This window comes from Gemmatimonas sp. (assembly GCF_021298855.1).
Taxonomy (GTDB): domain Bacteria; phylum Gemmatimonadota; class Gemmatimonadetes; order Gemmatimonadales; family Gemmatimonadaceae; genus Gemmatimonas.
In genome coordinates this window covers 1-14,506 of sequence record NZ_JAJTHI010000052.1, presented here as the reverse complement: position 1 = coordinate 14,506, position 14,506 = coordinate 1, and the positions used below count along the sequence as shown (strand labels likewise).

Genomic DNA, 14,506 nt, shown 5'->3' with positions numbered 1-14,506 from the left:
TCAGCGCCCGCTGAAGCGAGGGGTCGCCTTGGCCACGAAGGCCTCGTAGGCGGCGCGGAAGTCGGCGGTCAGCATGCATAGGGCCTGCGCCTGCGCCTCCGCTTCGATGGCCTGTTCGATGCCCATGCTCCACTCCTGATGCAACATGGTCTTGGTGAGACCATTGGCGAACGTCGGGCCGCTGGCGAGCGCCCCCGCCACCGCGTCCGCATCGGACAGCAACCGATCCGGCTCGACCAGTCGGTTGTAGAAGCCCCAGCGCTCCCCCTCCTCGCCGCTCATGCTGCGACCAGTGAAGAGCAGCTCGCTGGCGCGCCCCTGCCCGATGATGCGCGGCAGCAGGGCGCAGGCGCCCATGTCACACCCCGCGAGCCCCACCCGATTGAACAGGAAGGCCGTCTTGCTGCGCGCCGTGCCCAATCGCAGATCCGACGCCATGGCGAGAATCGCCCCCGCCCCCGCGCACACACCGTCCACCGCCGCAATGATGGGTTGTGGGCAGGCGCGCATGGCCAGCACGAGGTCGCCGGTCATGCGCGTGAAGCGCAGCAGATCGGGGGCGGTCAGTTGCACCAACGGCGCGATGATGTCGTGCACATCCCCGCCCGAGCAGAAGTTGCCGCCGGCTCCGGTGAGCACGACCGCATGCACGTCGGTCGCGGCGCGCAGCGCACGAAACGCGTCGCGCAGCTCGGCGTAGCTCTCGAAGGTGAGCGGATTCTTGCGTTCCGGCCGGTGCAGCGTGACCGTGGCCACCCCGTCGCGGCAGCTCCACGCGAAGTGCGAGGGGGCGAAGCCGGCCATCGTGAGTCGCGTGCCGGCATCGAGCGCCGAGGAACTGGTCGTCATGAGGCGCGCTCCTGGCGCGAGGAAGTGGAGGGGCCACGCGGTGCCAGATGGGCACGCAGGCGGCCGAGGTGCTCGTACAGGGCGTCGCGATGCACATCGTCGAAACCGCAGAACAGCGCCACCAGCCACTGTTCGTGCTCGGCGGCCATGCGCAGGAACTCGCGACGCCCCCACGAGGTCAGCGACACGATGGTCGAGCGCCGATCCGCGGGATCGGTGGCGCGCTCCACCCAGCCATCGGCCACGAGCTGCTCCGTCAGCAGCGTCACGTTGCCGCCCGTGACCATGAGATTGCGCGTGAGGGTGTTGAGCCGCAGTCCGTCGGGGTGTCGCTCCAGCTGGGCGAGATAGTCGAACCGCGGCAGCGTGATGCCGAACCGCTCCCGCAGGCGGGCGCGAATGACCTGCTCGACCTGCGTGCTGCAGGAGAGCAAGCGCAGCCAGAGACGCACCGCCGAGTGATCGGTCGACTGCGCCCGCGCCTCCTGACCGAGGCGCTCGTCGTCCACCACGTGCACCTGCGCAAAGTGCCGGCGGGGGCTCACATGACCTCGCCGCCGCTGACCGAGAGCGCCTGCCCCGTGATCGACGCGGCGCCATCGGTGCAGAGCCACGCGACCGCGGCCGCGACCTCGTCGGGCGTGATGAAGCGCCGCTGGGGGTTGAGCGCGGCCAGCTCCGCCCGGGCCGCTTCCTCGGAGCGCCCGGTGCGAGCCACGATGTTGGCGACACTCGCGTCGAGCAGCGCCGTGTCGGTGAAGCCCGGGCAGACGGCGTTCACGGTGACGCCGCTCGGGGCCAGTTCGAGTGCCAGGGAGCGGGTGAATCCGATGACCCCGTGCTTCGCGGCCGCATAGGCGGCCACATAGGGATAGCCGCGCTGCCCCGCGGTGCTGGCGATGTTCACGATGCGTCCCCACCGCGCACGGCGCATCCCCTCCGCCACCGCGCGCGTACAGTGGAACGTGCCCGTCAGGTTCACCCCCAGCATGCGCTGCCAGAGTTCGTCGGTGGTGCGCGACAGGGTGGCACTCTCTGCCTGGCCGGCGTTGTTGACCAGCACGTGCACCGGTGGCAGCGCGGCAAAGGTCCGCTCCACGGCCGGCGAATCGGCCACGTCACACACCGCCACGCGAACGGCGCCTCCCAGGGCGTCGGCGGTATGCCGCAGCGCGGATTCCGTACGCCCGAGCAACGTGAGTTGCATGCCGGCCTCGTGCAGGTGGCGGGCAATGGCCGCGCCAATCCCCCGGCCAGCCCCGGTGATCACCGCATGGACCGTCTCCGGACGCGGCGACACCGGAGGGGTGGCGCTGGCATCGGCGGAGCGCATCACGGGCGCCCCGACTGGGCCTTCTCGCGCGCGAACCCCGCTTCCAACTGGGGTTTGGCGGAGCGGTACGGATTGGGCCACGCGATCGCCGTGTAGCCAATACGGGCCGCCTCGGTGAGCGTCCACGCCGGGTTGGCGAGATGGGGACGGGCCACGGCACACAGGTCCGCGCGTCCGGCCGCAATGATGGAGTTCACATGGTCGGCCTCGCTGATGGCGCCCACGGCGATCGTCGCGATGCTGGCCTCCTGCCGGATGCGATCGGCAAACGGCGTCTGGAACATGCGGCCGTAAGTGGGCTTCTGGCGCTTGCTCACCTGCCCCGACGAGCAGTCGATCAGGTCGGCGCCCGCCACCTTGAAGGCGCGTGCGATCTCCACCGCGTCGGCGGGCGTGATGCCGCCTTCGACCCAATCGTGGGCGGAGATGCGCACCGACATGGGCAGATGGTCGGGCCACACGGCCCGCATCGCCGCGAACACTTCGAGAGGATAGCGCAGCCGGTTCTCGAGCGAGCCGCCGTACGCGTCGGTGCGCTGGTTCGTGAGCGGCGAAATGAAGCTCGACAGCAGATAGCCGTGCGCGCAGTGCAGTTCCATCCAGTCGAACCCGGCGGCGGCCGCCCGCACGGTGGCCGCCACGAACTCGTCGCGCACCGCGTCCATCTCGGTGCGCGTGATCTCCCGCGCCGGGTGACTCACCCCCGGCAGATACTGCTGTGTGGACGCACTCACCAGCGGCCAGTTGGGTTCGGAGCCGTCGTCGGGGAGCGGCCGGTCTTCGCCATCCCACGCCCGCCGCGTGGAGCCCTTGGCACCGCTGTGCCCCAACTGCATGGCAATGCGCGCGTCGGTATGCTCGTGTACCCAGTGCACGATGCGCTGCCACGCCTGCATCTGCACGTCGTTCCACAGCCCCGGACACCCCGGGGTGATGCGCGCCTCGGGGCTGGGAGCGGTCATCTCGGCGAACACGAGACCGGCGCCCCCCATGGCGCGGGCGCCAAGGTGCACGAGATGGTAATCGCCGGCGATCCCGTCCACGGCGGAGTACTGCGCCATGGGCGAAACGACCACGCGGTTCTTGAGCAGCACCGACCGGGCGCGATACGGCGTGAACATGGGGGGCACGGGCGCCACCGGGGCGGCAGCCGGCTCCGTCTCCACGCCGGCGGCACGGCGGGCGCGCTCGGCGAGCCACTGTTCGTACCCCTCGAGCCAGGTGCGGTCGCGCAGGCGCAAGTTCTCGTGACTGATGCGCTGACTGCGCGTGAGCATGGAGTACATGAACTGCTCCGGCTCGAGCTGATCGCAGTAGCGCGTCCCGCACGCCTCGAACCACTCCATGGCGTTCCAGGCCGCGTTCTGGATGCGCAGCGTCTCCACCCGCCGCAGCTCCTGGAACTGCGCGAGCACCGCAGGGATCCGGTCCGGTGTGTCACCGTGCTGCCGGAACTGCCGGACCAGCTCGATCGCGTCCTCGAGCGCCAGCTTGGTGCCCGACCCGATCGCGAAGTGCGCGGTGTGCACCGCGTCGCCCATGAGCACGACGTGCGCGCCATTGGCATTGCGCAGCCACCAGTGTTCGCAGGTGACGCGCTGAAAGTTGAGCCACGCTGACCCGCGCAGGTGCCGGGCGTTGGTCATCAACCGCTCGCCCTCGAGCGATTCGGCAAAGAGCCGTTCGCAGAACGCGACCGACGCCTCCTGATCGGCGGTGTCGAGGCCGTGCGCCCGCCACACCGTTTCGGGACATTCGACGATGAACGTGGTCGTCTTCGCGTCGAACTTGTAGATGTGCGCCTGGAACCACCCGTGTTCGGTACGCCGGAAGTCGAAGGTGAAGGCGTCGAAGAGCTTGTGCGTACCCAGCCAGATGAAGCGATTGGGGCGGGTGACGATGTCCGGCTTGAACTGCTCGGCGTACAGGGTACGCGTGCGCGAGTTGATCCCGTCGGCGGCGATGATGAGATCGGCGTCGGGGAAGGCCAGATCCGAGTCCACCTCGGCCTCGAACTGGAGCTCCACTCCCAACGCCTCGCATCGCGCCTGCAGAATGTTGAGCAGCCGCTTGCGTCCGATTCCCACGAATCCGTGCCCGCCCGACCGGATGCGACGCCCCTTGAAGCGCAGCTCGATGTCGTCCCAGTGGCTGAACGACTGCTCGATCTCCTCGCATGTGGGCGGGTCCCACCGCCGCATGTTCTCCATGGTGGCGTCGGAGAAGACCACACCCCAGCCGAACGTGTCGTACGGCTTGTTGCGCTCCACCACCGTGATGTGGTGCGCCGGATTTTCCTTCTTCATGAGCAGGGCGAAGTACAACCCCGCCGGCCCGCCGCCAATGCAGACGATTCGCATGCGCTATGCTACGACCCGTTACTTCAAACTTCAAGTAACCGGGCTGTCCGGCCGCCCACCGTGGGGGCTGGCGTGGGCATCACTCCCGCGTCATCGCGGCCAGCATCTCCTTGAGCAGTTTCGCGGCCACCATGGCCGTGAGACCCGTGGGATCACGGAGCGGGTTGTACTCCACCAGGTCCGCTCCAACGATGGGTCCCTCGATGGCCTGGACCATGGTGAGCAGTTCGCGCGTGCTGAGCCCCCCGGGTTCCCAGTGCGAGACACCGGGGGCGAACGCCGGATCGAGCACATCGAGGTCGAGCGAGACATACACGGGGCCGGGCAACGCCGGGCGTACCCCGGCGGCGAACGCCTGCATGTCGAGCATCTCCACGCCGAAGCGATGCGCCTGCTCGCGCTGGTGCGCGGTGAGCGTGCGGACGCCCACCTGCACCAGCCGCGCCGCCAACCCCTCTTCCATGATGCGCGCAAAGGGGCAGGCGTGCGAGTAGCGATCGCCATCGAGCGCGTCGTACAGATCCGCGTGTGCGTCGAAGTGGAGAATCGTGAACGGCGCCGCCGCGCGGGCGACAGCCCGTACCACCGGGTAGGTCACCGAGTGATCGCCACCCAGCACGAGCGGCCGCCCACCCGTCGCGAGCAGGCGCGCGACCCCGGCCTCGATGCACGACCGCGCCTCGGTACCAGGGGGCAGTTCGAGATCCCCCGCGTCGTCCCACCCCAGCGTGTCGAGCGCTCGCCCGTCTTCGGTCGACAGATTCGACGAGGCGGCCCGCAGCGCGCTCCGGATGTGTGACGGGGCCAACGCGGTGCCGCGCAGGAACGAGGACGACGCATCGTATGGCACGCCGAGCAGCGTGGGGCGTCCCGATCCCGCCGTTGGACTCATCGCGAGTCAGGTGACCGCGCGACGCACCTGATACGCGGGCGCACGCCACGCCTCGGTGCGCAGCACGTCGGCCAGGATCTCCACCGCGCGCGCCACGTCGGCAAAGCGCAGGTAGAGCGGGGTCAGCCCGAACCGCATGATGTCCGGCGCCCGGAAGTCGCCGATCACGCCGCGATCGATGAGCGCCTGCATGATGGCGTAGCCGGCAGGATGCCGGAACGACACGTGACTGCCGCGCGGGGCGCCCGGCGGCGGCCCAACCAGCGTCACGTCGTACGCGTGGCAGTGCGCCTCCACCAGTTCGATGAACAGCGTCGCGAGCGCACGCGACTTGGCCGCGATCTGTCCCATGTCCGCTTCCAGATGCAGATCGACGCCGCTCTCGAGCGCCGCCACCGCAAGGATGGGTGGGGTCCCGCACAGAAAGCGGGCGATGCCCGGAGCCGGTTCGTACCCGTCCACGAACTCGAAGGGACGGGCGTGCCCCATCCACCCCCCGAGCGGTGACTGCAGGGCGGCCTGGTGTCGCGCGGCGACGTACAGAAACGCCGGCGCCCCCGGACCGCCGTTGAGGAACTTGTAGCCGCACCCCACGGCCAGATCCGCCTGGCAGGCGCTGAGCTGCAGCGGGACGGCACCCACCGAGTGGCTGAGATCCCAGAGCACGAGGGCCCCCTGGGCGTGCGCGGCCGCCGTGATGGCCGCCATGTCGTACATGTCGGCCGTCTTGTAGTGCACGTGGGTGAGCATCACCAGTGCCGTATCGCGCGTGATGTGCGCCACCAGTACGTCACGCGGCGCCAATGCCAGCCGGTGCCCTGCACCGAGCGAACCGATGGCCGTCTCCGCCATGTAGAGATCGGTGGGAAAGTTGCCAGGCTCCGACAGCACCACATGGCGCCCCCGCTGCGCGGACAGTGCGGCCACGATGAGCTTGTGCAGGTTCACCGACGTGGAGTCCGCCACGATCACCTCGTGTGGCGCCGCGCCCACGAGGCGGGCGATCTTCGCCCCCACTCGCTGCGGGGCCGAGATCCACCCGGCGCTGTTCCAGCTGCGGATGAGCCCGTCCCCCCACTCGCCGTGCAGGACCCCGGCTACACGGTCGGGCGTCTGACGCGGCAGCGCGCCCAGCGAGTTGCCATCGAGGTAGATCACGCCCTCGGGGAGCGTGAAACGTTCCCGGAAGTGCCGCAGCGGATCGGCCGCGTCGAGCGCCGCCACGTCGGCGGCCGTGGGAAGGGGGGTCATGAGCACATCAAGGCGTGAGAGGATCAGAGCTTCGCATCGCTGGTCGAGCGATGCGCGCCCCGCAGGAAGGTGTCCAGCGCGGTGCCACCGGTCCCCGTGGTATCGCGCCCGGACGCCGACGGCGCCACGATGTAATCGTGCGCGAGCCGCATGTGTGCATCGCGGAAGGCGGCAATGCGCTGCAACGCCGCGTTGTACGCCCCCTGGAGCGCCACCGTACCACGCTTCACGCGTTCGCGGACCCGGGAGTCGCGCTCCGTGTCTTCCACGAAGGCGCGATGCCGTGGCGGCATGAACGCACGCACGGTGCGCAGGTACGCGCCGGCCGGCGCGTCAGCGTGGTGCACGCCCAGCATGGCATCGAACAGTTGCAGCAGCGCGCTTTGCGCGGCGCTGCCGCCGATGAGCCGCCGCGGCTCGTCGGACACGCCCTCGTATATCACCCCCGGCTGCGGCCACCCCGCAACGAACGGCCGCACCCGCAAGTAGTACGTGGCCGGGTCACACCATCGCCGCACCGCCTCGAGCGCCTCGTGCACCGCCGTCATGCCCGCCGCGAACGCGTCGAGGGTGACGGCGAGTTCCTGGTCGGTCCCCGAGTGCGCGTGCTGCACCGCGGCCGCCACGACCGGCAGCAGCGGCGCACCGGCCAGTTCCACCCCCATGCTGGCCACGAAGAACCAGTCTTCGTCCACGCCGCCCAGGAACTGGATGATCGTGCGGGCGTTGTCCACCGAGAGCGGCTGCGCCGCGTCCACCAGCTGCCAGTTCGTGAGCGTGGTGGTGGCGTAGTGCGCAATGGGTTGGCGCCCCATGGCGTTGGCCAGCGTGCAGAGCGGCACCGACACGGACGCGGGCAATCGCAGGGCCGCAGTATCGCCACCCCAGACATGGGCGTTCGCGAAGTGCGTGAGCAGCAGCAAGGCCCGCTCCCGGTCGCCTTCCGTTTCCAGCGCCGCCACATCGGCCACCGGTAGCGCCCGCAGCACCCCGCGCAGGCGGCGCGACCGAATCAGCGCACTCAATTCCGGCACCAACGCATCCCACGCGGCAAAGGGCGTCGGCAGCCGTGGCGGCAGCGGAACCGGCGGCACGAACCCGGTGACCGGATCGACAGCGTACTGGGCGAGTGTCATCCGAAGAATCGTAGGGCGCTCCTGGGTTTCATGTCATTCGGTGTTTCTTCACCCGCAGCCTGCCCCACGCCCCCGGCTCCCGGCTCCCGGCCCCCTGCTTTATTTAGGGCATGACCACCACCATCACTCAGGCCGACTTCATCCAGTCCATCGCGGACGCGCTCCAGCACATCTCGTACTACCACCCGCTGGACTACATCCACGCGCTGGCTGATGCGTACGAGAAGGAGCAGTCCCCCGCCGCGAAGGATGCCATCGCCCAGATTCTCACCAACTCGCGCATGTGCGCCGAAGGGCATCGGCCCATCTGCCAGGACACGGGCAGTGTGGTGGTGTTCCTCAAGGTCGGCATGCACGTCCGGTGGGACGCCACGCTCTCCATTCAGGAGATGGTCGATGAAGGGGTCCGCCGCGCGTACCTGCTTCCCGAGAATATCCTGCGGGCGAGCATCGTGGCCGACCCGGCCTTCGGACGGAAGAATACGCGCGACAACACGCCGGCCGTGGTGCACGTGGAGCTCGTCCCCGGCGACAAGGTCGAGGTGAAGCTGGGCGCCAAGGGCGGCGGCTCGGAGAACAAGAGCAAGTTCGCCATGCTCAACCCCAGCGACAGTATCGTGGAGTGGGTGCTCAAGACGGTGCCGCTCATGGGCGCCGGCTGGTGCCCCCCGGGCATGCTGGGGATCGGCATTGGCGGCAGCGCCGAGAAGGCCATGCTCATGGCGAAGGAGTCGCTCATGGAGCACATCGACATGGCGCAGCTCAAGCAGCGCGGGCCGCAGAACAAGATCGAGGAGCTGCGCATCGAGCTGCACGACAAGATCAACGCCCTCGGCATCGGGGCCCAGGGACTCGGTGGGCTCAGCACCGTCCTCGACGTGAAGATCTGGGACTATCCCACGCACGCCGCGTCCAAGCCCATCGCCATGATTCCGAACTGCGCGGCCACTCGTCACGCACACTTCTGGCTGGACGGCAGCGGAGTGGCGCAGCTGCCGGTGCCCAAGCTGAGCGACTGGCCCGACATCACGTGGCGCCCCGATGTGAACGCCAAGCGCGTGAATCTCGACACGCTCACGCCGGAGATCGTCGCCACGTGGAAGGCCGGTGACCGGCTGCTGCTCAACGGCAGGATGCTCACCGGCCGCGACGCGGCGCACAAGCGCATTGCCGATCTCTTTGCGAGTGGCGAAGGACTCCCCGACGGCGTCGATTTCACGAATCGCGTGATCTACTACGTGGGCCCGGTGGATCCGGTGCGCGACGAAGCGGTGGGCCCGGCCGGCCCCACCACGGCCACCCGCATGGACAAGTTCACCGAGATGATGCTGGCCAGGACCGGACTCATTGCCATGGTTGGCAAGGCCGAGCGCGGACCGGCCGGACTTGAGGCCATACGCCGGCACAAGGCCGCGTACCTGATGGCCGTGGGAGGCGCCGCGTATCTGGTCTCCAAGGCCATCCGGTCGTCGCGGGTGGTGGCCTTCGCCGACCTCGGGATGGAAGCCATCTACGAGTTCGACGTGGCGGATATGCCCGTAACCGTCGCGGTGGATGCCACCGGCGACAACGTGCACGAGACCGGACCGTCCGTGTGGAAAGACAAGATCGCCAAGGGTCTGCCAATTCTGGCCTGACCAGCGTCGCGAAAACCAACGACCCGCACCGCCAACTCGGCACCCGGAACGGAGCCGTTTCGGGTGTCGAGCGCGGGGTTCGGGTGCCGCGTCATCTCCCCATCACGATCCCATGCGCCCCCTCTCCGTCGCCCTGTCCGCCCTGCTCCTCGCCGCCGCCCCGCTCGCGGCGCAGCAGCCGGCCCCGTACCCCACCAGCTGGGATCCCACCCTCCTCGCGCGTGCCGACGTGAAGTCGGCCATGGCCATGCTCGAGAAGAACTTTCCGCAACAGCTCGAGGAGTGGGTGCGCCTCACCGAGATGCCCGGCAAGTCGGGGCAGGAGCAGGCGCGCGGCGCCTACGTGAAGGCGGCGTTCGAGAAGGAGGGACTCAAGCCCACCGTGGACTCCATCGGCAACGTCGTGGCCGTCCGCAAGGGCACCGGCGGCGGGCCGACCATTGTCATCATGGCGCATATGGACGTGGTCTTCCCCAACGACACGCCGCGCAAGGTGCGGCGCAGCGGGGACACGCTGTTCGCGCCGGGGGTGGGTGACAACACCGCCTCGGTGGCCAACATGCTGGCCACGCTGCGCACCATGAACGCCACCCGGTTCGCCAGCAAGGGCGACATCATCTTCATCGGCACCACGCAGGAGGAGCTGGGGCTCAAGGGTGCCGAGTACTGGCTCCGCACCAACCCGCGCCCCGACCTGCTCATCGTGCCCGACGGGGCGTTCGGCAGCGTCGCCTACGGCGCGCTGGGCATCTACTGGACCAAGTACGTGTTCACCGGCCCCGGCGCGCACACGCTCGCCTCGCGCGGCCGTCCCACGCCCGTCCGCGCGGTTGCCGCGGCCATCGATCGGTTGTACCAGCTGCAGTTTCCCGCCCTCCCCGATGGCGCCGTGATGAACATCGGGCAGATCCACGGCGGCAACATCTTCAATGCGGTGCCGCAGGAGCTCTACTTCACGGTCGACCTCCGCAGCAGCGACCCGGTCCTGCTCGACTCCCTCGATCGCACCATCACGCGGGTCACGCAGGAGGTGGCGACCGAGTACAAGGTCGGGCTGCGCGTCGAGATCGAGCAGAAGAACCAGGCCGGTGGCACCGAGAAGCAGCTCGCCGGCGCTCGTGCGCACCCGCTCGTGCAGACGGCCGTCGACATCAACCGGGCACTCGGTATCAGCACCGGCATGCCCGGGGCCATGGAAGCCGTCGCCACCGGCGCCACCGACGCCAACCCGGGCGTCGTGCGCAAGATCCCCTCCATTGCCATTGGCGGCTCGAAGGCCAACGGCGCACACCAGCTCACGGAGTATGCGCTCGCCTCGACCGCACTCCCCAGCACCAAGCTGCTGTACCTGCTCACGGCCACCTTCGCCGATGGGGTGAAGGTGGTGCCGCCGGCCAAGATCGTTCCCTGAACACCATGGAGCACGGCCGGCGCCTCGTCCTCGGCCTTCTCCTTCCGGCCGCCCTGGCCGGCATACCGGTCGCGGCACCCCCTGCGACAGCGCCGGGCGCGGCCGCGGTGCAGGGCGCGGCCGTTTCGCGCGGCGCGCGCACGCTTGTCTGGGCCGTTGATGGCTTGAGCTACGACGCCTTCATCGAGGCGCGACGCCGCGGCCTCTTTCGCGCGTTCGACCACGCGGGGCGCCATGTGGCGCCCTATCCGTCCATGAGTCACCCGGCGTGGACCGAGGTAATGGGTGCCAGCCGGCTGTTCGGTCCCCGCGGGACCCTCCGCTCGGTGGAAGCGAGCTGGTTCGATCTCGACGCCATGCAGGTGAACGACGACCCGCGGCAGGTCTTCGCGCGGCAGGCGAGCCCGTTCAACTACATGCGCGCCTTCGACTGGTTCTTCGATCCCATCACGGAGCCCCTCATGTACTTCGAGGGGGACCGGCTGGCCGACCGGGAGCTCGCGGATGCCGAGCGTGATGTGCTCGAGCACTTCACGCGTGACCACCACGTGGTGTTTCTGGGTGGCGCCGACGCCATTGCGCATACGCACCTGGGCGGGCTGCACCGCTATCTCCAGCGGCTCGACGCCATGATGACGCGCGTGAGCGATTCGCTGGCTGCGCGGGGCGACACGGCAGTGCGGCAGTTCATCGTCTCCGACCACGGCAACGCCGGGGCGTTTGGCGAAGGGCAGCCGGAGCGCCGGCTCACCCCGGTCTCGCTCGACGCGGCGCTGCGCCGGGCGGGTCTCGTGCGCCGCGATTCGGGACGCCTGACGCGCGCGGATGAAGTGAGTGTGGTCACGTTGGCACTCGCCAGCATGGTCAACGTCTACTTCGCCGACCTGCAGCGCCGCCGCACCTTCGCCGAGGCCGCGCAGCGCCTGCCGGGGGTGGACCTGATCACGTGGCTCGAAGTGCGTGCGGATGACCGCTACGTGGTCATTCACAGTGCCGACCGCGGGGAGGCCAGGCTGCGCTGGCGTCCCGATGGCGCCGTGCAGTACCTGCGCGTCACCGGCAATCCGCTCGCCATCCCCGATTCACTCGTCTCCGAGAGCGGCGCGGCCCGCTGGGTCCCCGACACGGTCATGCGCGGGGCCACCATGGCGGGGCCCTACCCTGATGCGCCGTTCCGGCTCATCCGCAGCGCCGACAAGCAGGTGGAGAACGCCCCCGATCTCGTGGTGAACCTGCGCGATGGCTTCTGCTGGGCCGGGTCGCTCGGTCGGTTCGTGCAGATGGTCCGGACGCACGGTGCGCTGGGGGCACGCTCCACGCTCGGTCTCGTGGCCAGCACGCACACCACCGTGCCGGCCCACGTGCGAAGCCACGAAGTGATGCAGGTCGTGGGCCTCTCCGAACGGCAACTCTTTCACCGGGCCGTGGCCCATGCGCCACACGACGCGCGGGCCGTGGCCGACAGCCTCGCCTCCGCCCCGCGGCAGATTGCCACCCACCGGGACGATGACCACCCCGATGCCGCCTTCCTGCGCCGGGTCCGGCCCATCACGCTCTCGGCGGAGTACTTCGATCAGGAAACCGCACGCACGCTGGCCGCCGCCGTGCGCCCCAGCGCAACCGCGCGCGCCACGCGCCAACGGGCCGTCGATCGCACGCGCGCGGCCCTGCGCCAGACCCGCGTCGTCGAGGGCGTCACCGGTCACGTCGATACGCTGCTTGCGCTCTTCGACCCGCTCCCGGCTTCGCTGAACAGCGACAGCCTCACCCGCCTGCTCGAGCGCACCGAAGCGCGCCTGCGCGGCATTCCGGAGTTGGCGCCGCTGGCTGCGCTCCGCGACGTGTGGCGTGCCCCCGCCGCCCGCGCCACGGCACGCGGGGCCGCCCCGAACACCGCGACCGCCGGGGCCGGCGATGCGCTGCGTCGCGCCGCCATGGCTGCCTGGACGCTGCCGTACTACCTCGATGCGGTGCTTTCGGCGCCGGAGTCCGACTCCATCAGCGACCCGCGCGACATGGCGTTCGCGCAGCAGTGGCACCACGAGCTGCGCCCCCGCCTGCACCGCGGCCTCGCCCCGCTGGCGCTCGACAGTACGCTCCCGTCGCGTCTCTTCGGGGAGGTCTTCAAGGAGCGCGAGCTGCTGCGACAGGTGGAGCAGCCCTCGGTTGCCACCCTGTACGACGCGCCCGTTCCCGAGGTGGCACTGGTGTACGTCCCGGGGATCTTCGGCGAACTGTTCGACGACGAGATCTGGCGACGCGGCGTGCGCAGCGTGCGGGAGCAGCTCGGCATGCGGACCATCACCGCCGTGACCGATGGCCGGTGCAGCAGCAGCGACAATGCCAACGCCCTGCTGCAGCAGCTGCGCGACGATACCGAGCGCCGTCTCGCCCGCGGGTATGCCCGGCCACGGTACCTGCTGGTGGGCTACTCGAAGGGCGGCCTCGACGCCCTGCACGCCCTCGCCCGTGACCCGCAGTTTGCCGAACGCCAGGTGGCGGCGGTGGTGACGATTGCCACGCCGCATGGCGGCACCCCGGTGGCCGAGCGGGCAGACCTGCCGGATGCCCTGCTGCGCGCGGTCATCACGCGCCCACGCGCCGCCGCCTGCGACACCAGCCGCGCCGTCGAGTCGCTGTGGCCCGCCACGCGCGCCGCCTTCTGGAGCAACGAAGGCCAGCGCGTGGTGGCGCAGGTGCCCGTCTACACGCTGTCGCTGCACGCCGACATGCGCGAAGCGCATCCGTGGATGAAGCTCACCAAGCGCATCGGCCGATTTGCGGAAGAGAACGACGGGGTCGTGACCCGCAGCGCCGCGCGCATTCCCGATGGCCTGCCTTCGGTACACCTCGGGGCGCTGCGGGGTGACCATATCGCGGCCCGCAGCGCCTCGGCCTTTCCGCAGGAAAGCGTGCTGGAAAGCGTCGTGCTCACGCTCAATGAATTGGGCGCGTTGGCGCCTGGGGCCGACAGCACGTGGCGTCGCGCCACGGCCTCCCAGGCACCGACCGCCATGCCCGCCCCGATCCAACCCTCGGCGCAGCCACGCCGTCCACGGCAGCCGTTGCCGTCCGGGCGTTCCGGGTGGACGCCCGCCCGCACCTTTCGCATGAACGAACTCGAGTCGCTGGCGGGCGGCCCTGCCGTGGAAGCCACGGGTGATCTGCTCCCCCACGGCATCGACATGCGGTGTGACCATGACGACATGCGGCAGTTCCGCGAGGAGTACGAGTTCGTATACGACGCGGGGAACGGCGGCACCGAGGGCAGTCCGACCAACGGTTTCTCCATGGTGACGTCGGACACGGAAAACGGGCGGGGCTGCCGACTGCGCACCAGGCGCAGCGCGATGAAGATGACGACCGTGGCGTTTCGCTTTGCCCCCGCGGCGTTTCCGCGCCTGACGCTTCGGCTGCGCGTGGATCGCGCCGTCACGGGGGTCGCGCCCGACAAGGGGGGGCGCGGGCGCAACGACGCGACCATGAAGCTGTGGTACGTGTTGCGCGACGAGCGCCCGGCCAGCGCTGGCCAGCGGCTGCTGTTCGGCTACACCTGGGCCGGTCGCGATGCGAACGGAGCCGTACCGGCTCCCGACTCGCTGATGGAAGGCAGCGCCTCGCGCCGGCGCATCGGCTT

At 69.6% G+C, this 14,506-nt stretch carries 10 protein-coding genes; 3 read left to right on the top strand and 7 right to left on the bottom strand.

What is annotated here, in order from left to right:
• The 7 genes from LW840_RS14495 to LW840_RS14465 form a co-directional block, all read right to left on the bottom strand.
• A complete protein-coding gene (locus LW840_RS14495) occupies window positions 1-849 on the bottom strand; it encodes an enoyl-CoA hydratase family protein (protein WP_291268953.1) in 849 nt (282 codons plus the stop codon).
• Window positions 846-1,394, bottom strand: a complete 549-nt coding sequence (locus LW840_RS14490; protein WP_291261326.1) for a MarR family transcriptional regulator — start codon at window positions 1,392-1,394, stop codon at window positions 846-848. The genes LW840_RS14495 and LW840_RS14490 overlap by 4 nt, the downstream gene beginning before the upstream one ends.
• Complete coding sequence (locus LW840_RS14485; RefSeq protein WP_291267232.1) at window positions 1,391-2,182, bottom strand: SDR family NAD(P)-dependent oxidoreductase; 792 nt, start codon at window positions 2,180-2,182, stop codon at window positions 1,391-1,393. Before LW840_RS14485 ends, LW840_RS14490 begins: the two co-directional genes overlap by 4 nt.
• Window positions 2,182-4,542 (bottom strand): bifunctional salicylyl-CoA 5-hydroxylase/oxidoreductase, encoded by a 2,361-nt coding sequence (locus LW840_RS14480; protein ID WP_291277230.1) that lies wholly within the window; start codon window positions 4,540-4,542, stop codon window positions 2,182-2,184. The genes LW840_RS14485 and LW840_RS14480 overlap by 1 nt, the downstream gene beginning before the upstream one ends.
• A 79-nt stretch (window positions 4,543-4,621) precedes the next feature.
• A complete protein-coding gene (gene speB / locus LW840_RS14475; RefSeq protein ID WP_291267230.1) occupies window positions 4,622-5,434 on the bottom strand; it encodes an agmatinase in 813 nt (270 codons plus the stop codon).
• 6 nt (window positions 5,435-5,440) lie between these two features.
• Window positions 5,441-6,685, bottom strand: coding sequence for a kynureninase (gene kynU / locus LW840_RS14470; protein WP_291277229.1), 1,245 nt, complete (start codon window positions 6,683-6,685; stop codon window positions 5,441-5,443).
• Window positions 6,686-6,708: 23 nt separating this feature from the next.
• Window positions 6,709-7,821: a hypothetical protein gene (locus LW840_RS14465; protein ID WP_291261330.1), complete on the bottom strand. Its 1,113-nt coding sequence runs from the start codon at window positions 7,819-7,821 to the stop codon at window positions 6,709-6,711.
• A gap of 110 nt (window positions 7,822-7,931) precedes the next feature.
• On the opposite strand from LW840_RS14465, the gene LW840_RS14460 reads away from it, so the two are divergent.
• The 3 genes from LW840_RS14460 to LW840_RS14450 form a co-directional block, all read left to right on the top strand.
• The gene (locus tag LW840_RS14460; protein ID WP_291261331.1) at window positions 7,932-9,458 is read left to right on the top strand and encodes a fumarate hydratase; all 1,527 of its coding nucleotides are present in this window, start codon (window positions 7,932-7,934) and stop codon (window positions 9,456-9,458) included.
• A gap of 112 nt (window positions 9,459-9,570) precedes the next feature.
• Complete coding sequence (locus tag LW840_RS14455) at window positions 9,571-10,869, top strand: M20/M25/M40 family metallo-hydrolase (protein WP_291267228.1); 1,299 nt, start codon at window positions 9,571-9,573, stop codon at window positions 10,867-10,869.
• A 164-nt stretch (window positions 10,870-11,033) separates the two neighbouring features.
• On the top strand, window positions 11,034-14,506 hold a 3,473-nt coding region (locus LW840_RS14450), incomplete at its 3' end, for a hypothetical protein (protein WP_291277228.1).

What these genes read in the sequence shown, in the direction of transcription:
- LW840_RS14495 (WP_291268953.1), bottom strand. Translation starts at nt 849, where the DNA reads ATGACGACCAGTTCCTCGGCGCTCGATGCCGGCACGCGACTCACGATG.
- LW840_RS14485 (WP_291267232.1), bottom strand. Translation starts at nt 2,182, where the DNA reads ATGCGCTCCGCCGATGCCAGCGCCACCCCTCCGGTGTCGCCGCGTCCG.
- LW840_RS14480 (WP_291277230.1), bottom strand. Translation starts at nt 4,542, where the DNA reads ATGCGAATCGTCTGCATTGGCGGCGGGCCGGCGGGGTTGTACTTCGCC.
- speB (WP_291267230.1), bottom strand. Translation starts at nt 5,434, where the DNA reads ATGAGTCCAACGGCGGGATCGGGACGCCCCACGCTGCTCGGCGTGCCA.
- kynU (WP_291277229.1), bottom strand. Translation starts at nt 6,685, where the DNA reads ATGACCCCCCTTCCCACGGCCGCCGACGTGGCGGCGCTCGACGCGGCC.
- LW840_RS14465 (WP_291261330.1), bottom strand. Translation starts at nt 7,821, where the DNA reads ATGACACTCGCCCAGTACGCTGTCGATCCGGTCACCGGGTTCGTGCCG.
- LW840_RS14460 (WP_291261331.1), top strand. Translation starts at nt 7,932, where the DNA reads ATGACCACCACCATCACTCAGGCCGACTTCATCCAGTCCATCGCGGAC.
- LW840_RS14455 (WP_291267228.1), top strand. Translation starts at nt 9,571, where the DNA reads ATGCGCCCCCTCTCCGTCGCCCTGTCCGCCCTGCTCCTCGCCGCCGCC.